Origin of the sequence: Mesorhizobium denitrificans, from assembly GCF_003403035.1 — a bacterium.
Classification (GTDB): Bacteria; Pseudomonadota; Alphaproteobacteria; order Rhizobiales; family Rhizobiaceae; genus Mesorhizobium_G; species Mesorhizobium_G denitrificans.
The window spans coordinates 323468-346087 of record NZ_QURN01000001.1 but is presented as its reverse complement, the minus strand read 5'-3'; the positions used below and the strand labels follow the sequence as shown (position 1 = coordinate 346087).

The following is a 22620-nucleotide window of genomic DNA, read 5'->3' as shown; positions in this document are numbered from 1 at the left end:
ACTCATTGTCTTTCCGTCAACACATGGCGGATGGCCGTGTAAAATGGCAGGCTCTGCGCGATCTGAAGCTCTTCGGCAAAATACGCGCGAATATCGTCTGGCGGCCAACCTGCGTTGAAAGCCGTATCGGCGTCGTTGACGTATCCCGACACTGCGATCTTGCGCATGGCGCGCAATCGACCCCACTCGGCATCAAGCGAGAAGACCCGCAGCGTCTCGCTGGCGCGATGCTGGTCCGCTGCTGAAAGGCCATGCCGGATGCTGATCGTTCCGTCCGACTGGAAGATGAAGAAGGCGTCGGGGTCGTCGGCACACGGGTTAACCAGGTCGTTGACATTGTACGGACCTGCACCGTGATCCTTGAAGTGACCGCAGGAGTCCGTTTGATCGCAAGACCAGAAGAGATTACTCCAGTCGAAGGTGAGGTGACGATAGGCTGGATCACCCTTACGACGGAAGTGCTCAATATGCTGCCCAAGCGTGTCGATGTCGCCTTCACAATAGGCGCAGCGGCGGCGCTGTATCGCTTCCAGATGCGTCCTGATCTCCGCCTTGTGGGCAGGCGTCACATCGTCCCATGAATGCGCTCCATGTTGATACCCGCCCAAGCAGGGCGGCGCGGCGCAGGTCGTCCGATCGAGTTTCCGCATGTCATGCGCCCTCCGGTCGGCTCTTGGTGAGCCGGAACCGTTGGAAGCGGGCCAGACGGTCGACCTCCAGCATGACCGGATGGCTTTCGCCGTAATGTTCGATCAGGCGTTGCCGCAGGGCCGCTGCTTCCTGCCCTTCGGCTTCGCCTGCCTCGATGAGCTTGCGATAGGCGCTAAGGGCCTCCGTTTCGGCAAGCTGCGGAACCGGGTCCACGTCCATCACGCTCGCCAGGACATCCGCGCTCTCGACGCCGCGGGTTTGAATCAGGGGCGTTTCGATCACCACGTCGCCATCCTTGATGTGAAGGACGCGGATCGACGACTTATCGACCGTCGAAAGCACATGCGGGCTGTGCGTGCTGACGATGATCTGAAGCGCGGGAAACGCGCTTTGCAGTAGGCCGAGCACCTGCTGCTGCCAGCGGGGATGCAGGTGCATGTCCACTTCATCGACGATCAGCACGCCGGGAGTCTCGATCGCGGCCCGGTCACTCAGTTGCGGATTGAGGCTGGCGCAGCGGCGCGCGACATCGGCGACAAGGGCCAGCATGGTGCGCACGCCATCGCTCAGCATGGACAAGGGCAGTTCGCCCCGCGTCTCGTGCTTGGCTGTCAGGGTGTGAAGCTCGTCATCCCAGCGAAGACTTGACCAGCCGGTCGGCCGAAGAACCGTGTCCGTGGCAGTCTTCACGCCTTCGATCATCGCAAGATTGGCTTGCAGGCTCTCGCGGAAGGAAGGCGATGCCGTCTGCCTGAAGCGGTGCTCGAACCAGGCCGAAATGCCTTTGAAGGACGAAGACGAGGTGAGGCAATCGGCATAGCCGGCGACGCGCTCCCCGACATTGGTGATGGAGGAGCGGCGATATTCGGTCTGTCGCTGCTCGCTCCAGAGGCGGCCTGTTCCATAGTAGGCGATGAGCGGCAGAAGCGCCGAGTCCGACAGGAAGGGCTGCGCGGCCGCTTTCATCGAACCAAAGTGCCGCGTGCTCGGCCGCACCTTGTCGCCATAGGTTCTGACCGCGCTCTTCCACGTCACGGCCGCGTCCTGGACGATGGCCTGCGCTTCGTATTCGGTCGGCAGGCAAGGTGACATCCTGCGTTCCTGATCGAGGACCAGGCGCACATCGCTCCGCTCGATCCGCCGTACCTTTTCCGGCGGATCGAGCGTGTTGACGAACACGGACAGCGCCGCAGCGGCAGCGTCCAGCACGGCGGTCTTGCCACTGCCGTTCTCCGCCACCAGCACGGTGAGGCGATCATGGAAAGCGACTTCGCAATGGGCGAAGCAGCGGAAATTGGTCAGCGATAGCTTGTCGAGGCGCAGCGCGGTCATCGGGCCTCCGCCTTGGCGAGCAGGTCGTCCAGATTGAAGTTGATGGACGCGACACCCCAGCCCGGTTCACGGTCGAATGGGCTAGGAATGTAGTGGGGGCCGTCGATGGCGTCGTTGTCCCCGACGATGGCAATCGCCAGAACGAACTTCTCCCCCTGATTGAAGGCGTAGAGCATTTCGTTGCGCGTGATGGTGACGGTGCTCGCGCCCTTCACCCGCCCCTTCACTTCAATGTGCCTGGGATCGGGTTGCCGACCCTCAACGGCTGGCGGATAAGAGGTTAGATCCCAGCCGCATTTTGCGGCGGAGACATCGACGACACGGCAGCCGCGCGCTTCCTCGGCCTGCCGAACGGCCGTCATGGCAAGCTGTTCAATGCGCGAACGCGCCGCTGCATCGGCTGCGAAGGTCGTCGCCACCGGATCGACCGGCTCGTCGCCACGAAGCTTGTTCATCAAGCCGGCCGGCACGATCAGCGCCGCGCCCAGCACGACCGGCGTGCCGTTCACGACATGACGCATGGCCTGAAGCTCCTTCTTGCGGCCGTCGAGGCGGCCTTGAAGATCGCCAAGCGTGCGTTCGACATTCTGAAGGTTGAGCCGCACGTCCTTGCCGACCTCGGCGTCGTCCTTGAGCTTCAGCCAACGATCCTGCCAGAAGGCGATTTCCTTGCTCAGCCGCTCATGGACGGCGTTCAGCGTCTTCTCCACATGGTCGATGCGCCGCTGAGCAACGTCGCCATAATGCTCCGGCACCAAGGTCGTCGCCGCCAAAGACAAGGCGCGGGCTTCCTGACCAGAAGACAGCCAGGGAGCATCGAGCACGTCCTTGAGCAAGGGACGCTCGGCTTCCGGCAGAGGATCAAGGTCGAGGTGTGGCGCCCATCCGGCAAAGGCCGCTTGCCCGTCCGGGCCGACACGCACGAATTGCAGCCGCTTGGAAAGCACCGAGCCGTCGCCAGATTTGATCTCGTGCGTCAGCAGAAACAGCATCCCCGGGTCGAACCCTTCATCGGATGGATCAACCAGGATCGACCCCTGCCGCAGAAGGTTGGTGTGCTGCTCAAGGATCATGTCCGACATGGCAAGCATGAGCGGATGGCCGGGGTGCATGAGCACGGCGCGTTCCAGCCCCGGCTTGTCGAGCGGCTGGATAGCCTGGCGCTCGAAGCAAACGCGGCTGTAGCGCCGTAGAACCGGCTCATGCTCACGACGGTTTCGACCCGTGAGGCGGCGGTCGCGTTCGCGGATCGCCGCCGGAATATGGGTGATCTCCGACCGTCCGGCCTCACGCGGATGCGCCGTGCCACCAAGCGCGTCGAGAGCCTTGTTGAAAAAGGCCCGCACGAAGAACGGCTGAAGCCTTCGCGCCTCCGCCTTTTCCATCTCCTCCTTCACGGCAAACAGCCGATCCGCACTCATCGTCTCCTGCGCAAGGGCATTGCGGTTCAAGAGAGATTTCAGGTGGTCGTGGTCGAGCGCGTTGTCGATCTTCTGGGTCAGCCGGGCACGGACTTCTGGGCGATCGCCATAGCGGATGGCCTCGACCAGAAGATCCTTGAGACTGGTCCTCTCAAACACCTCGCCCAGAATATCGAAGACGCGGCCATGAAGGGCCTGGCTCTCGACCTCCAGCTTCATCAGCAGGCGGTGATAGACATCGCCCTCGCGGGTTTCCTTGGAGACGAGATTCCACAGGTGGCAAACCTCGGTCTGCCCGATGCGGTGGATGCGGCCGAACCGCTGCTCCAGCCGGTTCGGGTTCCAGGGAAGGTCATAGTTGACCATCAGGTTCGCGTTCTGAAGGTTCACGCCTTCGCCAGCGGCGTCCGTCGCTACCAGCACGCGCACATCGGGATCGGAGCGGAAGAGCGCCTGAAGGCGGCGGCGCTCGTCCCGATGCGTGCCGCCGTGGATGGTCACGATGGCATCGGGATTGCCGAGCACACCGGCAATCCGCGCCTGAAGGTAGTTCAGCGTGTCGCGGTGTTCGGAAAAGATGATGATCTTGCGCTGTCGGCCGGCGGCGTCGCGCGTTTCGGGATGGTTCTGAAGGATTCTGGACAGCTCATCCCATTTGCGATCCTTCCCGGAAGCGACGACAGCCTTGGCCTGCTCCTCCAGCCCCTTCAGGATGACGATCTCGGCTTCAAGCTCGACGACGGTTTTGGCGGCCGTGGCGTCGTCGATCAGGTTTTCTTCCAGAGTTTCCTGCTCTTCGGCGCTCAGGTCGTCGTCATCCTCTGGAGCGCCAGCGTAGGTTTCGGCGAGCGCGTGCCGCCCTTTTATGCCGAGCTTTTCATCGCGCAGCCGGTTCTCAAGCCGCTCGCGGCGGCGCTTCAGCGACTGGAAGATTGCTTCCGGGCTTGAGGCGAGACGCCGTTGCAATGCGGCTAAGGCGAAGCCGACAGAACCCTTGCGCGCGCCTTCGAGCTGGTCGGCCTTGCCCATCTCGGTTTGCACATAATTGGTGACGGCCTCGTACAAGGCCGCTTCGATCGGCGAGAGTTCGTAGTTGACCGTGTAGGCCCTGCGCTCCGGGAAGAGCGGGGTGCCGTCGAACTTGACCAACTCCTCTTTGACCATGCGGCGCATAAGGTCGGAGGCATCAACCTTGTGAACCCCATCGCGGAACTTGCCATAGAAGCGGTCGGAATCGAGCAACGATAGGAAAAGCTGAAAGTCCTCCTCCTTGCCGTTGTGCGGTGTTGCCGTCATCAACAGCAGGTGCCGGACATGCGCGCCCAGCTTCTCCGCGAAGCGGAAGCGGCCCGTCTTTTCCAGCTTGGAACCGAAATAGTGCGCGGAGAGCTTATGCGCCTCGTCGAAGACGGCCAAATCCCAGCCAGGCGCGCAGAGTTTTTCTTGAAGCTCTTCGTTGCGGGAGAGCTGATCGAGCCGAACGATAAGGCGGGGATAATCGTCGAATGGGTTCCCGCTCGGCGAGGTCTGCTCCAGAAGCGGCGAATAGACGTGAAACTCTAGCCCGAATTTTTCGTAAAGCTCGTCCCGCCATTGTTCGACCAGGCTGCCGGGCGCGACGATCAGGATGCGATGCGAGTCCGCGCGCATGATGAGTTCGCGGATATAGAGGCCCGCCATGATCGTCTTGCCGGCGCCAGGGTCATCGGCGAGGACGAACCGCAAAGGTTGCCGGGGCAACAGCGATTCATAGACAGCGGTGATCTGGTGCGGCAGCGGCTCCACATTCGAACTATGGACCGCCATCATCGGGTCGAACAGGAAGGCGAGGTCGATCCGCTTGGCCTCGCAGGCAAGCTGGAACGCCGCGCCATCGCCGTCGAAGGAAAACGGCCGTTCCACTGTGGCAATATCGACAGAAGGCTCGTCGCCCCTGTTGAGCAGCCGCTCCTTCATGCCGCCGTCAGGGGTCCGATAGATGAGCTGAACCGATCCCTCCCCAAGGGGGACGACAGCAACAGCCGTCACCACCTGGGATGGCTCGATCCCGGATAAACTGACGCCGGATTTTATGTCTTCGAGCTTCATGCGACGGCCGGCTTTCTCTGGAGTTCTGGAGCCTTCGTCCAAAAGCTTTTTGCAACCAAATGGGACGCGATAGGAATGTTCATTCCGACGCCTTTCCTGCATAAGGCGCCACATTGACTTCTTTGGCCTTCTTACGCGCCTCCGCGATGTCAAAGCTGTTCTGCATCCGCATGAGGGTCTCCATTGAAATGCCAAACGCCTTCTCGATGCGGATCGCCATCTCTGGCGACAAATCAGCTCGCTCATTCAACAGCGCCGACAAAGCGGCACGGGTGACACCAAGAGCATCTGCCGCGGCGGTGACCGACAAGCCGAGAGGGCCGATAACCTCGGCCTTCACGAAGCCACCAGGATGGGCGGGGGACTTCATGCGGTTGCCACTCATTGCGCTTTCGCCCAAGGTTCAGCCGACGCGGATCAGCCACGCCGGTTGTTTCACGTTCCGAATCTGTGGGTCGATGTTAGTGAAAAATATCGCATAGTGTCAAGCTACACTTTACGGTCAATTCCAGGCCGAAACGGAAGCCGATCTTCGTGGCCGGAGAAAGCCGCGCTATAGATCGTCGAGGTACTTTTCGATCTGCGCCGCCAGCTTGACGAGCCTCTGATCGCGCAGGATGCCGAAGAAGGTTGCGGCTGAAACGCGCGGCTGGCTGAGATTGCCCCGCGCATTCGCCAGCGTCTCGATCAGCATGTCTGGTGCCTACTCATAGAGACCGGCAAGGAAGGCATCCGGCGACCGCCCGATCAAGCCATGCTTCCGCAACTCGGCGGCCGGGAAGTCACGTAGGTTCATCGTAGGGCTATAGCGAAAACATAGTGCTCATCGCTATCGGTCGTGGCCCGCCATTGACCAGCCTACGCTTAACAGCAGGCGAACGACCGCCCAAGGCCGCAACCTTAGCAGAAACGCACATAGGCTCTGCCAGCCGTCGCCTTGACGACGCTGCATTTGCAGGCGAACACCATTTGACCGGCCAGCGATTGCCAGACGGTCAGTTGGGCTTGCGCGACAGTACCAAATACATGGCTGCAAGCATCAGCACTAACGCCAACCAGAACGAGGCGGCCGGCTGTTCGTCGAAGACGGCCAGGCTCCAGAGGATGCCCGCAGCCACCGCCAGATAGTTGAAAATCGAAAAGCGCGTCGGTCCCATCCGAGCGACCAGTTCGAAGAACAGTACGAAGAAGACGGCATTGATCACCGTTGCGAGCACGAGCGGCATCGCGGTGGTCCCGGTCCACTCGGAAGGCAATGCCGCACTGCCGAGCGCGAGCATGACAACGCCAGCAACCACAGCCGCCCCCAGCAAGGTCCCGGCGGCCATCATCAAGGAGGACGCACCTTCAGGTCGCAGCCATTTGGCGCAGTTGTTGGCGGCAGCAAACATCACCGGGGCGATGAGAGCCACGAGAAACCAACCGATACCGTCCGAGCCGACAACGCCCACATCGGGCAGCGCCAGGACAGCCACGCCGGCCACTCCGAGCAGCATGCCGGCGAGAGTGCGCCAATCGAAGCGATCGAAGCCCGCGAGCACGCCAATGCATAGAGTGAATGTGGGAGAAAGGCAGAGCACCAGAGTCAGCACCGAGGCATCGACATGCGGAGCGGCCGAAACCAGAATACCGATCGGCAGGCCAACCACCAGACCGCCTATAATCAAGTATGCGAGCAACTGTCCGGCGCTAATGGTGAACCGACCTCGGGCGGCTGCCGCCAGCGCGAGTATCACGCCGGCCGTAAGCGATTGGGCGAAAGCGAAGCCCATAGGCGGCCATTGCGCTTCGGCGGCCAACCGATTGACTGGAAAGATGCCGCCGTAGATTACTGCAGCCAGTAGCAAAAGAATTGCGTCCGTCGGCAATATGCCGCTGCCCCGCACAGGTCGTTCGTCATGCATGGCGCACCCCGCTCGTTAGAGTCAAACCGTTTCTGAGGGCGGCTGTACGGGCTTCTTCGACCTTGAGCAGGCCGGGCTCGTCGGCATCGACCAGAACCACTTTATAGACCGTCTCGGCATCCTCGCGGCTGAGCCAGCCGCGATTGACGGTCGCCGCCACCCGTTTCGGATCGCGCTTCAGCGGATCGCCGTAGCCGCCGCCGCCGCATGCGGTGAACTCGATGCGGGCGCCGTTCTCAATCGTCTCCTCGCTGAAGGCCGGCAGTACGATCTTCTCGTTGGCCCTCAGCTTGATCGTCTCGCTCTCCTTGCCGTCGCCGCCGCCCAGCACGCCGCGCGGCGGGAAGCTGGTGCCGTCGGCCGCGTACACGATCGTCATGTCGTGGTCGAGTGGATAGAAGACGCCGCCGGTCGCCGGCGCGCCTTCGAACTCGCCGAAGCCTTGCGATCCTGGCAACACGCCTCGGCGCTCGATGACGATCGGATACATCGACTCGTCGACCTCGACGGAGTCGAGCTGGATAAGACCCGCATTGGCCGGGCCGCAATAGGTCAGCCAGCCGTCGAAGCCGTGGCGGGCGCCGCCGCCGGCATAGCCGACGAAGACCTGATTGACGTACGACTTGCCGTGCTTGAACGGATCCGCGCCGGAGATGACGCCGACGCCGGCCGGGAGGTGCGAGCCGCTTTCGGCCTGGCCGTAAGGCGCGCCCATGCGCGAGAAGACGCAGTTGCCGGCAATCATCAGGCGATCGTTGACGTTGGTGGTCGCGACCGAAGTGCCAACCGGATATTTCGGCTTGCCGATGACGCTGCCTTCGCGCAGCAGCACTTTGATCTGCGACTTGGCGCCCTCATTGTGAGGAATGCTCTCGTCGAGATTGTTGAAGACGCCAATGCGGCACGAGCCGGTCGCGGTGTTCTCCGACAGGTTGAGGCCGCCCGGCACATTGTCCATGTTGTCACGCACGTCGACGACGATCTCGCCTTTCTCCGGATCGACATTGATCGTCACCTTGACCGGGATCCCTTCGTCGGCGACGCCGGGCACCGGATCATGTCGCGTCTCGTAGCTGTAGCTGCCGGCGGGCAGCTTGGCGATCGCCGCCTTGGCGCAGCGCGCGCCGTAGTCAAACCAATCCTCGACGAAGCCGAGGATGGTGTCGCGGCCATAGCGCGCGAACAATTCGCCGATACGTCTTTCGCCGGTGCGGCACGCGCCGATCTGCGCGCGCACGTCTCCAAGCCACATATCCGGCACGCGGTTGCGCATCGTGCCGATGCGCAGGATGTCTTTCTTCTCTTCGTAGTTCTGCGCGACGCGCACGCAAGGAAAATGCATCCCTTCCTCGAAGATGTTCTTGGCGAAAGGCAAATAGGTCGACGGCACAGGTGCGCCGGTGTCTGCGTGATGCGATAGCGCCACGACCCAAAACAGCGGCTCTCCCTCGAAGAACACCGGCATCGCCATGATCAGGTCGGCGTGGTGCGTTCCGCCGGTATAGGGGCAATTGTTGAGAAAGATGTCACCTTGCGTGACGTCGTCGAAAAGATCTGTCAGCGGCCGCGTCGCCATGTCCATCGACATGACGTGGATTGGCAACGCGTCCTCGACCGAGACCAGCCTGTGGTCGTAGGTCAGGATGGCGCAGGAAAAGTCACGCGCGTTCTTGATCACCGCCGAGCGGCTGGCGCGCATGACGACCAGCGTCATCTCGCGTACGATTGCCTCAAAGCGGCTTTTCAACACCGACATCAGGAAGGGGTCGACACGGCGTTCAGAAACGTCGAGTTCGGGCCTGTTGATGGAGTCCATGGGTCGATCCCTCACTTGATTGTTGAACTAGACGATGTTGACGACGAGATTGCCGTAACGGTCGATCTGCCCTTGATGCTGGTCCTTGAGATAAGCGGTGAAGGTCTCGGCCTCGACCAGGCAGGGGCCTGTGAGCTGCGCACCGGCACGTAGCTGCGCAAGTTCGTAGACCGGCACCGTTTCGACACTACCGCTCTCCTGCTGATAGATGCCGCGCTTGGTCTTGATGTCGATTGCGCCGACCTGATCGAGCAGCGTGTTTTTCTGCCAGATATCCTGCCCGGAGCGCTTGCCGATGGCGCGCAGCTTCCATGCCGTGAATTCGACGATGTCATTGTCGGCGCGGATCGAGTAGATGCGCTCGTGCATCTTGTGGAAGGACTCGACCAGACCCGGCAGATCGTCCTCGGACACCATCCCGTTCTCGGCCTCGAACGGCACCTCAATCTCGAAGGACTGATATTCATAGCGGCCGAGGAAGGACAACTCGAACTGACGGTTCTCCGGCGCGACGCCCGCTTCTGCGAGAAAATTGTTGCCGGCCTGTTTCAGCCGCTTCAGCGCATCGTTGACGCCAGCGACGTTGAAGTCTGCGTCGGAGGTGAGCAGCACCGCGCTCTCCTCCGAGCGGATGTCGGAGATCAGACCGCCGAAAGCGCTGAGGCCGGCCATGAAGCGCGGCACCATGTAGCGTTTCAAGCCGAGGATGTCGGCCATCTCGGCGATGTGGATCGCAGTGGCGCCGCCGCCGCAGACGAAGAAGGAGTCGCGCGGATTGATGCCCTCGCGCACGGTGATCTCCTCGATCGCCGCCACCATATTGTGGTTGCTGGTGGTGTAGATCGCGTAGGCCGCTTCCTGGCGAGACACACCGAGCCGCGAGGCGATCTTGTCAACAGCGGCCTCCGCCAGCTCGCGCTTCAGTTGCATCTTGCCGCCGAGGAAATAGTCCGGATCGACGATGCCGAGCACGACATTGGCGTCCGTTACCGTCGGTTCGGTGCCGCCCTGACCGTAGCAGGCAGGACCCGGCCGCGCGCCGGCGCTTCGTGGGCCGACCTGCAGCAGGCCTCCTTCGTCGACGAAGGCGATTGAGCCGCCGCCGGCGCCGACCGAGCGCACGTCGACCTTGGGAATGCCGAGTGAATCGTCGTGGATCATGCTGTCGGGCGTGACGATGATCTGATGGTCGCGCAACGCCGAGACGTCGAATGTCGTACCGCCCATGTCGCCGACGATGATGTCGGGCTCATCGGACAGCGCCAACGCCGCCATCGGCGCCAAGGTCGGGCCGGACATCACACTGTAGATCGGCTTTCGGATCATGTCGGCCAAAGGCATCATGCCTCCGACGCAATTGGCAAGCAGCAGCTCGCCTTCGAAGCCTTCCTCGTCGAGCGCCGTCTTCAGCTTCTCGATATAAGTGCGCACGATCGGGTTGATGGACGCATCAATCGCGGCCGCGATGATACGCTTGTACTCGCGCGGCATCGGGTTGATCTCATGGCTTAGTGTCACTGGAATGCCGGGCAGTTCCTGGTTCAGGATCTCGCGCACGGCAAGCTCATGCGCCGGATTGACCACAGACCATAAAAGGCCGACGGCGATCGCCTCTACGCCGAGCCCGCGGAATTCGGCGGCGGCCTTGCGGACGTCATCTATGGAGAGTGGCGCGAGCTCGCGACCACGCGCGTCGATGCGCCCGGCAACGGTCTTGGTGAGATGGCGCGGCACATATGGATCAGGATAGTTCAGCCGCCATTGAAAGGCGCCTTTGCGTGGACCTTCGCGCAACACCAGTATATCCTGATGGCCAGCGGTCAGGATAAGACCGACCTTAACCGTCTTGCGCTCGACCAGCGCGTTGGTCGACACGGTCGAGCCGTGCACGACGAGGTCGATCTCTCGCATGAATTCAGCGGCGCTCAGACCGTAGCCCTCTGCGGCTACATGCAGCACGTTGATGAACCCCTTCTCGAATTCGCCCGGCGTCGTCGGCGACTTGAAGATGGCGATCTCACCCTGGCTGTTCGAGACGAGACAGTCGGTGAAGGTGCCGCCAATATCGATGCAAACTTGATAAGCCATACGAACTTCCCGAAAAAGTTGGAGTATCAGCGCCTGGCATCATCGCGATTGACGATCAGGCTGACGATGATGATGACGCCCAGACAAATCTGCTGCAGATAGCCATCGATCTGGACGAGGTTCATGCCATTTGAGAGCACGGTGACGAACAGCGCACCGAGCACGGCGGCGCCCACGCCGCCCTCCCCGCCGGACAATCGAACGCCACCCACGACGGCTGCAGCAATCGCCTCCAGCGTGAGATTGCCACCGAGGTTGGGTTCGCCCGAACCGGTGCGTGCGGTGAGCAGAAGCGCGCCGAGCGCGGCGAGGAGTGCGCAGAGAGTGTAGGCCGCCACCAGCACCGGCACGGTGCGGATGCCCGCCGCGACCGCCGCTCTTGGATTGGCCCCGATGATATAGAGGCTGCGACCAAAGCGCGTCGCCTTGAGCACGAGGAACAAGAGAACGAACACCAGGGCGGCGATCCAGATCGGCATCGGAATCGAAAGCGGCGATCGTTGCGCGAACTCCGCGGTGAGACCCTTCGGCAAACCAGTCACGGGGAAGCCGCCGCTGATCGTCGAGGCGAAGGCCAGCACAATGTTGGCCATGCCGAGCGTCGTCACCAGCGGGTTAATGCCAATGCCAGCGATGAGCACACCGTTGGCGAGGCCGATCACACCTGCGACCAGTAGCGCGGCGCCGACGCCGTAAAGGATCGAAGCATCGCCGCCGCCCATCGCTACCATCGCCATCGAGGCGGCAACACTGACCAGCGAAACAGTGTAACCGAGAGAGAGGTCGAAGCCGCGGGTCAGAAGCACCATTGTCTGCGCCATTGCGAAGATGGCGAGATAGCTTGTCTGCAGCGCAATGTTGCGGAAATTGCCGAGGGAGAGAACACGCGGCTCGACAAGGCCGAACAGCATAAGGACCACGACGATAGCGATAGGCAGCCGCGCGACGCGCAGCACATCCATCAGCGAGAGGCCGGAGAGCCGAGCCATCGGTTGTGTCTTGGCCTCCATGCTCATGACTGCCGCTTCCTCAGCAGAAGCCGTTCGATGGCCAAGGATATGATCAGAACGGCGCCAAGTACCAGCGTCTGGTATTTGCTGTCGACCTGCACGAGGTTCATCGCATTGGCGATGACCGACAGGAACAGCGCCGCGAGCGCGACCAGTTCCGCGCGGCCGACGCCGCCGCGCAGCGAGACGCCGCCGATGACGGCGGCCGCAATGGTTTCGAGTGCAAGTGTTCCGCCAATCGTCGACTGGCCGGAGCCGAGCCGCGACGTCATCAGGAAACCGGTGAGCGCGGCGAGCAGTCCGGCCAGCATATAGGCCACCAACAGCGTACGGCCGGTGGAGACACCCGAGAGACGCGCCGAGCGCTGATCGCTGCCGACCGCATAGATGTGGCGGCCAAGCGACGTAAAGCGCTGCATGACGATGCAGGCGGCCAGCACCGCGAGCCCGATCCAGAGTACGATCGGCAGGCCCAGAAACTGGCCACGTCCGACATTGGCGATAAACGAATCGGCCACGCCATAGATCGGGATGCCTTGCGTGAAATAGAGCGCGATGCCCATCAGCACCGACATCATCGCCAGCGTCACCATGAAAGGCGAGAGTGAGAACGTCGCAACGAGCCCGGCATTGACCAGCCCGACAAGCGCGCCGACGCCGAGCGCGATGACCAACGACGCAAGGATGACGACCAGTTCCATGCCCGGGAAATAGCCGCTGCCAACGAGCATCACGGCAGCCGTCACCACAGAGGTCGCCGCCACCACCGCACCGACGGAGAGATCGAAACCGCCGGCAGTCATCACCAGCATCTGCGCCAGCGAAGGGATGAGCAGCAGCGCGAAGTTGCGCATGACATTGAGCAGGTTGAGCCGGTTTAGGAAGCGCGGCTCGATCAGCGCCGTCGCCACCACCGCCACGACGAGGAAAGTGATGACGATGCCGCCCTGCATGAGGAAGCGATCAATCCGGCTCGCCCGATGTGAAGGCGCATTTGCAACGGTCATGGTCGCCGTTTCCGAGCTCATGCGTGCCCTCCGAAATAATGCGACAGGACCTGAGCTTCGCTGAGTTCGTGCTTAGCAAGCTCGGCGACGACCTTGCCTTCATGCATGACATAGACCCGCGAGGCGAGATTGATCAGTTCCGGCAATTCGGATGTCGAGACTACGACGCAGGCGCCGGCCTCGACGAGTGATTTGATCAGGTTGTAGACATCGGCTTTGGCGCCGACATCAATGCCGACGGTTGGTTCGTCGAACAGATAGACCTCGAACGGCTTCATCAGCCCGCGCGCCAGCATCAGCTTCTGCTGGTTGCCGCCGGAGAAGGCGGACGCCTTGCGCTCGGGCGCCATGGGTCTCAGCGCCAGATTGGCGAGCGGTGTCTTGATCGTCTCGTTCTCGCGCCAGAATTTGAGCACCGGCCCGGATGACAGTTCCGGTAGGTCGAGCGAACTCATCGTTGCGTTCTCGCGCGCCGAGCGCGCCAGCGCCAAACCCTCCGAGCCGCGGTCGGCAGGGAAATAGCAGACATTGGCGGCAAGCATCGAGGTAGGCGTCGGACGCTCGACCGCCTTATCGTCCAGCATGATCGCTCCGGTCTCGACGACCTCGAGGCCGAACACTGCGCGGCAAAGCTCGCTGCGCCCACAGCCGACGAGACCGGCAAGGCCGACCACCTCGCCCGCGCGCGCCGTGAACGACGCGCCGATGACGGAGCGCTTCTCGGTCGTAAGGTCGCGCACCTCGAGCCTAACGGGGCCGGGTTTGTGCTCGATCTTTGGAAACAGCTGTTCGACGGGACGGCCGACCATCATCTCGATCAGGCCTTCATCCGAAATCTCGGCAGTTACGACGGTGCCGATTTTCTTGCCGCCGCGCAGCACGGTGACACGGTCAGAGAGATTACGGATTTCGCTCATGCGGTGCGAGACGTAGATTATGCCGACGCCGCGCGCTTTCAGTAGCGCCACGGCATTAAACAGTTTTTCTGCCTCGCCGTCGGTGAGCGAGGCCGTTGGTTCGTCGAGGATCAGCACCTTCGGCGACATGCGTAGCGCCTTGGCGATCTCTACCATCTGTTTTTGCGCGCGCGACAGAAAGGCGACATTCTCGTCGAGCGGTAGATGGAAGCCGAGGCTGTCCAGCAACTCCACCGCCGCCTGACGCATCTGCTTGCGCTTGAGGAACAGGCCGGACGATTGCTCACGGCCGAGGAAGATGTTCTCGACCACGGTGAGGTCGGGCACCAGACTGAATTCCTGGAAGACGGCGGCGATGCCGATCTCCTGCGCTACGTGCGGTGTCAGGCTGGTGATGGTGCGGCCGTTGATGCGATAGACGCCTTCCGCCCACGGAAAGGTGCCGGCGATGAGATTGATGAGCGTCGACTTGCCCGCGCCGTTTTCGCCAAGCAGCGCGTGCACCTCGCCCTCGTTGAGAGAGAAGTCGACATTGTCGAGCGCGGCAACTCCGCGGAATCTCTTCGTGAACCCTGTAACTTCCAGCATCCAAAGACCCAAAGCTGGCTAGAAAAGTCGTCTGACCGCTTCAAATGAAGCGGTCAGACCGGGAGGATCGCGATGTGCAGGTCGCGTAAACGGCCGCGCTATTCGACCGAGAACTCAGGGCGCCAGTTGTCCGGCGCGAAGATCTGGGTCGTGTCGATCTTGTCGACATTGTCCTTGGTAACGATGCCGGGTGCAACCAGCAGAACCTTCTCGTGATCTTTCTTTTCCAGCGCGCGCACCGCGAGGTCGACACCGATGCGCCCCATGATGACCGGATATTCGGTAGCGAAGCCCAGCACCGAGCCGTCCTTGACGGCCTTCAGCATGGTCTGGTTCTCATAGGAGGACATGATCGTCACGTTGCTCAGGCCGGCGTCGGCGACAGCACCGATCGCGGCTTCCGCCGTCGGAGCGCCGCCCCAGATGACGTTGACGTCTGGATGGGTCTGCAGCGCGTCCTCGACCAGCTTGAGCTGAGCCGGCACACTGGCCTCGCCGAACATTTCGCCGACCAACTTGACGTTGCCGGTCTTGGTGCTGTCGCGGAATCCGTTCATGTAGGTTTCGGCCCAGCCGCTGCCTTGTGGGCCAGGGAACGCTACTGCGGTGCCCTGCTTGTCGCCCAGATACTTCTTCACATACTCGCCAGTCTGAAAACCCTTCTGGTAGAAGTCGGGCGTGATGCGAGCGGTGATCGGTGTCTCCAGGATCGGATTGGCGACGGCGATGTTGACGATGCCCTTGCTCATGCCTTCGTTGATCTTGGCGGCCATGCCAGCTTCCGAGATTGCCGAGATAAGGATGGCGTCGGCGCCCGCGGCAACACAGTCGTCATATTGGGAGATCTGCTTCGGCAGCGCAGTGTATCCACCCGCCTGCAGCACCGTCACCTTGACGCCCAGGCGCTTGGCCTCCTCGACGATGCCGTAATCCACCGACACCCAATAGCTGTCCTGCAGATGCGGGAAGAGCACGCAGAGCTTCCAGGGCTTCTCCGCCTTATCGAGCGGCTTGTATTCGATCTCTCCAACATTCTTGAGGTCGCCATCCTTTGCCGAGGCGATCTTGAACGGCCACCAGTCGGCGGCGTGCGCCATTCCCGCCGACAGCACCGTGGCCGACAGCGCCAAAGCCAGCGTCTTCTTCAATCCACTCATATCAGTCTCCCATTTGAACAGCTGCCCTTGGAGGGCCCGTGAGTTTCTACTCGATCGACCGATTAAGCTCGGCCAGTTATGTATCCAATCTGCCACTCGTTCGTCAGAATTTCAAACTTTAAACGCAGAATGTCGCATAAATGTATCCATTCTCATTCATATCGCGCAGTTCACAACTTACATCTTATATGATATATGTCAATGCGTGATGCGCTACTTGCCCGTCAGGGTGCTTTCGCCTGCTGCTGGATTTCTCAGCCCTGCGGATGAACCTGAGGGAGTGCCGCGTCGAGCGAGCGCTCGAACGCATCCACCAGCGTGTCGATCTGCGCCTCGGTGATGATCAGCGGCGGGCAGAACGCAATTGCATCGCCCATATTGCGCGAGATGACGCCATTCTGCTGCAGGAAGCCGTTGACCAAAGTGCCGAGCGCTGCCGGCTTGCCCCAGGGCGCCTTGCTCGCCTTGTCGGCGACAAGCTCGACAGCAGCGATCAGACCGACGCCACGCACCTCACCCACCAGCGGATGCGAGGCGAGCCGACGCAGCTTTGCCTGCAGATGCGCACCGACCTTGCGGGCATTGCCTACGAGATCACGCTCCTCGATCAGCTTGATGTTCTCCAGCGCAACGGCCGCGGCGACCGGATGACCGCCGCCGGTGAAGCCGTGACCGAACGTGCCAATACGATCGCTCTCATCGGCGATAGGCTCGAAAACACTATCGTTGATCAGCAGCGCCGAAATCGGCAGGTAGGAGGAAGAGATTTGCTTCGATAGCACTATGATGTCGGGCTTTATGTTGAACGTCTGCGAGCCGAACATCTCTCCCGTCCTGCCGAAGCCGCAAATCACCTCGTCAGCCACGAGCAGGATGCCGTATTTCGACAGCACCGTCTGGATCTTTTCCCAGTAGCCGGCGGGTGGCACTATGACGCCGCCAGCGCCCATGATCGGTTCGCCGATGAAGGCCGCGATCGTTTCAGGCCCCTCGGCCAGGATGAGATTTTCCAGATCAGCGGCAAGCCGCGTCGAGAACTGCTCTTCGCTTTCACCGGGCTGGGCGTCACGCCAGTGATGCGGCGTCGAGGTGTGCAGTATATTGGCGATCGGTAGGTCGAAGGAGAGATGATTGTTGGGTAGGCCGGTCAGGCTGGCCGAGGCGATTGTGACGCCGTGATAGCCGCGCGTGCGACTGATGATTTTCTTGCGTGCATGCTCTCCCAGCGCGTTCGAACGGTACCAGATCATCTTGATCGCCGTGTCGTTGGCCTCCGAGCCGGAATTGGTGAAGTAGGCTTTGCTCATCGGCACCGGTGCCATCTGCACCAGCTTCTCGGCCAGGTCGATCAGCGGCGCATGCGCCTTCGAACCGAAGTCGTGATAGAAGGGCAGCTTCGACATCTGCTTTGTCGCGGCATTGACCAACCGCTTTTCCGAGAAGCCGACAGCAACGCTCCACAGGCCTGCCATCGCCTCGATGTAACGATTGCCGGCGGTATCCTCGACATAAACGCCATCGCCCTTTTCGATCACCAGCGGGCCGGTTTCCTGATGCTTGCGGGCATTCGTGTAGGCATGCATGTGATAGCGAATGTCGCGGGCTTCGGCAGAATTCGGTCTGGTGTCCATCGTGTGGCTCCTGCTGCAGGCGTCTAAGCGAGGAAGCATGAACTCCCTCTTCTCGAAGACGGACTGCAGTTCCCTCTTGCATTGCGGTGTTTGATGCATCATGTTTCTTATAAGATATATTGTCAAGCCCTTTTGGGTGATTGCTTAACGGGATGGACAGCGGCATGGCGGGCTTCAATTTCGAGACGCTCGAGCGCGAAAATCTCGGCGAGACAGTCTATGCGCGCGTTGCGGAGGCACTGATCAAAGGCCGCTTCGCGCCGGATGCTCGGCTGACGATCCGCGAACTCGCTCAATCGCTCGGCACAAGCGTCACGCCCGTTCGCGACGCAATTTTGCGGCTTATCCAGGACGAAGCTTTGGTGCAGAAATCAGCGCGCGAGGTACGCGTGCCCATCATCACGTTGGAGCGCTATCGCGAGATCCGTCAGATAAGGCTGAAGCTGGAAGGGCTTGCCGCTCGTGAGGCCGCGCTCAAGGCGAAGGCGAAGGATATCGAACGGCTGCACGATTTGATTGCTCTCAACGAGCGTGCGATCGCCGACAAGAATTGGGCCGAAGGACTGGAACTCAACCAGACCTTCCACTTCGCGCTCGCCGACATAGGCGACATGGTGGTGCTGCGCGGCATCCTGAACCGGCTTTGGTTGCAGATGGGGCCGCTGATTGCGGAATCCTATCACGAAGGCGGCCGCGCTATGATCGACAATCACTACGCGGTTCTCGCTGCGGTCGAAAATAAGGATTCCGACGCAGCCGAACGTGCGATCATCGCCGATATCACCGAGGGCGGAAATGTAATTCTAGAACGGTTGTTCAGCAGGCGCGCTGCTGGCGCAGACCAAGCGAACTGAGCGCGGCGCTCACCGGGCGGGCGCTAATGCGCAGCATCAATGCCGCACCCGATGCGCGCGCCATCATGAACGCGGCCAACTAGCGTTCTGAATCGCATCATTGTATCCAATTTTCATATTTTCACTGATTTTTTTGCTTTCAATCGGCATTTCTGGCAACTATCGTATCCAATATAATTATCGACTATGGCGGAGCACCGGATGCCCGACTACACGACACTGGCTTCATCGGCTCCTTGGCGCGAGCTTCGCACGACGCGCACCGATTGGGACGACACCGACCCGGCATTGCTAGAATCCATGCTGGTTTCGGCCCATCTGATCCGCGCCTTCGAGGAGAAAGTGCTGGAGCTCGCCGGGCAGGGTCTTGTGCACGGCCCTGCCCATTCAGCGATCGGTCAGGAAGGCGGTGCGGTCGGCTCGGCCGCTCTCATGCGGGCAAGCGACCAGATCAATGGTTCCCATCGCGCGCATCACCAGTTCCTCGCCAAGTCGATCCGCTATGTCGCGCCGATGGGATTGGCGCCCGCCGACGACTTCTCGCCGCCCATTCGCGGCCTCACGCAACGATCGCTGGCCGAGATCCTCGGCCTGGCGCAGGGTTTTTGCCGCGGCCGCGGCGGCTCGATGCATCTGCGCTGGGCGGAAGCCGGAAATCTCGGCACCAACGCGATCGTCGGTGGTGGCGTTCCGTTAGCTGCGGGCGCTGCTTGGGCGCATAAGCGCGCCGGCAAGGGCGACGTGGCCTTTGCCTATTTCGGCGATGGCGCCGTCAACATCGGCTCGGTGCTGGAGACGATGAACATTGCCGCCGCCTGGAAGCTGCCGCTCTGTTTCTTCATCGAGAATAACCGCTATGCCGTCTCGACCCATGTCGAGGAAGCGACCGCCGAGCCACGTCTGTCAGCGCGCGGATCAGCCTTCGCAATTCCCGCGTGGAAAGTCGATGGCATGGACCCCCTTGCCGTCCTTCTTGCGACAAAAGAAGCCATGGAGCTGATGCGCGACGGCGGTGGACCGACCATCATCGAGGCTGACGTCTACCGCTATTTCCATCAAAACGGACCGCTGCCCGGCAGCGCCTTTGGCTATCGCGACAAGGTCGAGGAGGCAGCATGGCGCGAGCGCGACCCGCTTGATCGGTTGGCCAATGAAATGGAGCAGCGCCAGATCATCGGCGCCAGCGGCGTTTCGGCGCTGCGCGAACGCGCACTTGGCCTTATGAACGAAGTCGCCGCCGAACTCATCGAGCAGGTGCAAGGCAAGAACCGTATCAAGGCCGCGCTATGGCCCGACGAGGGATTCCGCGACACCGGCATACGCAGTGACCTCACCGAGCTGCACGGCCAGCGCACGGAGGAACTTGAGACCTTCGGCGGAGCGATCACCAGCGCCGCCAAATTCATCGACACAGTGGCCGATGTCATGCACCGGCGCATGGCAACGGACGAACGCATTGTCATCATGGGCGAGGATGTGCATCGGCTAAAAGGCGGCACCAACGGTGCGACGCGTGGCCTTGCCGCAGCTTTCCCGAATAGGGTGCTCGGCACACCCATCAGCGAAGCCGCCTTCACCGGGCTCGCGGGTGGCATCGCGATGGATGGCCGATACCTTCCGGTCGTCGAGTTCATGTATCCCGACTTCATGTGGGTGGCCGCTGACCAGGTCTTCAACCAGATCGGCAAGGCCCGCCACATGTTCGGCGGCGACATCGACATACCGCTGGTGCTGCGCACCAAGGTCGCCATGGGCACGGGCTACGGCTCGCAGCATTCAATGGACCCGGCCGGCATCTTCGCCACCTCGCCCGGCTGGCGCATCGTCGCCCCGTCGACGCCGTTCGACTATGTCGGGCTGATAAATAGCGCGCTACGCTGCAAGGATCCGGTGCTGGTGATCGAGCATGTTGATCTCTACAACTCGACCGGCCCAGCACCTGTCGACGACCTCGACTATTGCATCCCGCTCGGCAGGGCCAAGGTCGTGCGCCACGGCACGGCTATGACCGTCCTGACCTATCTCGCCATGGTGCGTCCCGTGCTCGAAGCGGTCGAGCGCCTGGATGTCGATGCGGAGGTCATCGATCTACGCTCACTCGACCGCGCCGGGCTCGACTGGCAGACGATTGAGGCCTCCATTCGCAAGACCGGCAATGTGCTTGTCGTGGAGCAGGGTGCGCGTGGCACGTCCTATGGCGGGCTACTTGCCGCCGAGATCCAGAACCGCTGCTTCGATTGGCTCGACCAGCCGATCCAGCGGGTTCATGGTGGCGAGGCTTCGCCCAGCATTTCCAAGTTGCTCGAGGCAGCGGCCTGCACCCGCCCGGCGGATATCGAGCGCGGACTGCGCCAGGTCATGGCCGATCAGGGCCGGCCTCTGGCATAGAATCTAGACAGCCTTCGGTTCGTCTGGCGGCGTCCTGAAGCCGGCCGTCTCGCCGCCGTCGACGTTCAAGACCGCGCCATTGATGAAATTCGCAGCCGGAGAAAGCAGCCACGAGACGGCTTCCGCAACATCCTCCGGCGTTCCGAGCCGCGCCGCCGGGATGCGTTGCTCCAGTCTTTCGCGCCGGCCCGGAATGGCAAGCGTCTTGGCCATCATCTGGGTCGCGATCTGACCGGGGCAGACGGTGTTGAAGCGCACCTCTGATCCGTATTCCAGTGCCAGCGCCTGACTGAGCCCGATCAGTGCCGCCTTGGATGCGGTGTAGATCGCGAGCCCTTCCTCGCCAACGAGGCCGGCTACCGACGAGATCATAACCACGGCGCCGCGCCCTTTCCGCAACCCCGCCAGCGCATGACGTGTGAACAGGTAGGCCGAGGTTGTGTTGGCCGTCATCGTCCGATTCCAGTCGTCAAGCGTCGTCCGTTCGAAGGCAAGCCGCGCTCCGGCGCCAGCATTGTTGACGAGGCCGGCGATGTGTCCCCCACCGATCTCAAGCGCGACCTCGATCGCGCGCTTGCAATCGACTTCGCGGGTCGCGTCGCCCGGAGCAAAGATTGCGCCCGGAACCGCGGCTAAGACATCATCAGCCGCGGCCTGGTCCCGTCCGGTAAAGACGACGCGAGCGCCGTCCAATGCCAGCCGCTTGACGCAGGCGGCGCCGATACCACGCGTGCCGCCTGTCACCAGGACGACACGCTCTCCCGCTTCGGCGCTCACGCTTCTGCTCCGTAGTCGACGGGTGTGCAAAGCGGCCCTTCCTTGTGCGCGGCCCAATAGAGGTCGTGGATACGGTTAGTGACCGGGCCGGGCTTGCCATTGCCATAGATGCGACCATCCAGCACCGTCACCGGCATGATGCCGCCGGCGGAACTCGAGATGAATATCTCGTCCGCCTCTCGCAATTCCTCGATCGGCAGTGGTCGCACTTCGCAGGTGACGCCCGCTTCACCGGCAAGTTCCATCACCGTGCGGCGCGTCATGCCCTCGAAGACGCCACGTTCGGGCGTGGTGATGACGTTGTCCTTCACCGCGAATACGTTGAACCCGGCGCCTTCGGTGACGTTACCCTTGCCGTCATGGAGGACGGCGACGATGGCGTTGTTGTCGTAGGCTTCGAAGATGCCCATCGTCAGGTCGAGCCAGTGGAAGTTTTTCAGGCGCGGATCGAGCGATTCCGGCGGTATGCGTTGCACTGAGCTCACCACCATCTTCAATCCGTCGCGTCGCTGCTCCTCATTGGCGATCCAGACGAAGGGCTGCGCGAACACGTATAATCGGTTCTGACACAGCCTCGGATCACGGGTGCCGACCGGCGGCACGCCGCGCGTGCAGGTCATCTGCACATAGGCATCGCGCAGCCCGCTCCGGCGCACGCATTCGACAAGGATATCGGCTATCTCGGCCTTCCCCATTGGCAGGCTCATGCGCAAGCCGCGCATCGACGCCATGAAGCGCTCGATGTGATCGTCGAGCCTGAAGAAGCGGCCTTTCCAGACATGCGTGACGTCATAAGTCGCGTCGGAACGCACGAAGCCACGGTCGGTGATAGGAATAGCCGCCTCAGCAAGCGGCATATAGCTGCCGTTGACGTATGCTATGCCCAATGCCGGATCGTAAGCGGTGTTGTCTGCCATGAAATCCTCCACAAATGTCGACTCCATCATTGTATACAATCTACTGAATTTATTCAGCCAGATCGCCTAATTCT

17 protein-coding genes are annotated in these 22620 nt (G+C 61.6%); 2 read left to right on the top strand and 15 right to left on the bottom strand.

Annotated elements, in window-relative coordinates:
• Nucleotides 1–2: 2 nt before the first annotated feature.
• The 13 genes from DY251_RS01600 to DY251_RS01545 form a co-directional block, all read right to left on the bottom strand.
• Entirely contained in the window at nucleotides 3–650 is a 648-nt protein-coding gene (locus tag DY251_RS01600) for an HNH endonuclease (protein ID WP_116622074.1), read from the bottom strand.
• A 1-nt stretch (nucleotide 651) separates the two neighbouring features.
• Nucleotides 652–1983 carry an AAA family ATPase gene (locus tag DY251_RS01595; protein WP_116622073.1) on the bottom strand — a complete coding sequence of 444 codons (1332 nt, stop codon included), beginning with the start codon at nucleotides 1981–1983 and terminating at the stop codon, nucleotides 652–654.
• Complete coding sequence (locus DY251_RS01590) at nucleotides 1980–5492, bottom strand: helicase-related protein (protein ID WP_116622292.1); 3513 nt, start codon at nucleotides 5490–5492, stop codon at nucleotides 1980–1982. Before DY251_RS01590 ends, DY251_RS01595 begins: the two co-directional genes overlap by 4 nt.
• A 79-nt stretch (nucleotides 5493–5571) precedes the next feature.
• Nucleotides 5572–5877, bottom strand: coding sequence for a HigA family addiction module antitoxin (locus DY251_RS01585; protein ID WP_116622072.1), 306 nt, complete (start codon nucleotides 5875–5877; stop codon nucleotides 5572–5574).
• A gap of 168 nt (nucleotides 5878–6045) precedes the next feature.
• Nucleotides 6046–6186: a hypothetical protein gene (locus tag DY251_RS21405; protein ID WP_158553209.1), complete on the bottom strand. Its 141-nt coding sequence runs from the start codon at nucleotides 6184–6186 to the stop codon at nucleotides 6046–6048.
• A gap of 301 nt (nucleotides 6187–6487) precedes the next feature.
• A complete protein-coding gene (locus tag DY251_RS01580; protein ID WP_158553208.1) occupies nucleotides 6488–7360 on the bottom strand; it encodes a DMT family transporter in 873 nt (290 codons plus the stop codon).
• A gap of 28 nt (nucleotides 7361–7388) precedes the next feature.
• Complete coding sequence (locus tag DY251_RS01575; RefSeq protein ID WP_116622070.1) at nucleotides 7389–9212, bottom strand: hydantoinase B/oxoprolinase family protein; 1824 nt, start codon at nucleotides 9210–9212, stop codon at nucleotides 7389–7391.
• Nucleotides 9213–9239: 27 nt separating this feature from the next.
• Nucleotides 9240–11300, bottom strand: a complete 2061-nt coding sequence (locus DY251_RS01570) for a hydantoinase/oxoprolinase family protein (RefSeq protein WP_116622069.1) — start codon at nucleotides 11298–11300, stop codon at nucleotides 9240–9242.
• Nucleotides 11301–11326: 26 nt separating this feature from the next.
• Nucleotides 11327–12316: an ABC transporter permease gene (locus DY251_RS01565; RefSeq protein ID WP_245415812.1), complete on the bottom strand. Its 990-nt coding sequence runs from the start codon at nucleotides 12314–12316 to the stop codon at nucleotides 11327–11329.
• Complete coding sequence (locus DY251_RS01560) at nucleotides 12313–13317, bottom strand: ABC transporter permease (protein WP_245415811.1); 1005 nt, start codon at nucleotides 13315–13317, stop codon at nucleotides 12313–12315. Before DY251_RS01560 ends, DY251_RS01565 begins: the two co-directional genes overlap by 4 nt.
• Before the next feature lie 17 nt (nucleotides 13318–13334).
• Nucleotides 13335–14822: a sugar ABC transporter ATP-binding protein gene (locus tag DY251_RS01555; RefSeq protein WP_116622067.1), complete on the bottom strand. Its 1488-nt coding sequence runs from the start codon at nucleotides 14820–14822 to the stop codon at nucleotides 13335–13337.
• Nucleotides 14823–14920: 98 nt separating this feature from the next.
• Nucleotides 14921–15979 carry a TMAO reductase system periplasmic protein TorT gene (gene torT, locus DY251_RS01550; RefSeq protein WP_116622066.1) on the bottom strand — a complete coding sequence of 353 codons (1059 nt, stop codon included), beginning with the start codon at nucleotides 15977–15979 and terminating at the stop codon, nucleotides 14921–14923.
• 254 nt (nucleotides 15980–16233) lie between these two features.
• Nucleotides 16234–17610 carry an aspartate aminotransferase family protein gene (locus tag DY251_RS01545; RefSeq protein WP_116622065.1) on the bottom strand — a complete coding sequence of 459 codons (1377 nt, stop codon included), beginning with the start codon at nucleotides 17608–17610 and terminating at the stop codon, nucleotides 16234–16236.
• Nucleotides 17611–17774: 164 nt separating this feature from the next.
• Between DY251_RS01545 and DY251_RS01540 the strand changes: the two genes are divergently transcribed.
• Together DY251_RS01540 and DY251_RS01535 are read left to right on the top strand one after the other, a co-directional pair.
• Complete coding sequence (locus tag DY251_RS01540) at nucleotides 17775–18464, top strand: GntR family transcriptional regulator (protein ID WP_116622290.1); 690 nt, start codon at nucleotides 17775–17777, stop codon at nucleotides 18462–18464.
• A gap of 201 nt (nucleotides 18465–18665) precedes the next feature.
• Nucleotides 18666–20852 carry an alpha-ketoacid dehydrogenase subunit alpha/beta gene (locus DY251_RS01535; RefSeq protein WP_116622289.1) on the top strand — a complete coding sequence of 729 codons (2187 nt, stop codon included), beginning with the start codon at nucleotides 18666–18668 and terminating at the stop codon, nucleotides 20850–20852.
• A 3-nt stretch (nucleotides 20853–20855) separates the two neighbouring features.
• On the opposite strand, the gene DY251_RS01530 is transcribed toward DY251_RS01535, so the two are convergent.
• On the bottom strand, nucleotides 20856–21629 hold the full coding sequence (locus DY251_RS01530) for an SDR family NAD(P)-dependent oxidoreductase (RefSeq protein WP_170971240.1): 774 nt from the start codon (nucleotides 21627–21629) through the stop codon (nucleotides 20856–20858).
• The gene (locus DY251_RS01525) at nucleotides 21626–22546 is read right to left on the bottom strand and encodes an aminotransferase class IV (protein ID WP_116622287.1); all 921 of its coding nucleotides are present in this window, start codon (nucleotides 22544–22546) and stop codon (nucleotides 21626–21628) included. The genes DY251_RS01530 and DY251_RS01525 overlap by 4 nt, the downstream gene beginning before the upstream one ends.
• Nucleotides 22547–22620: the final 74 nt, after the last annotated feature.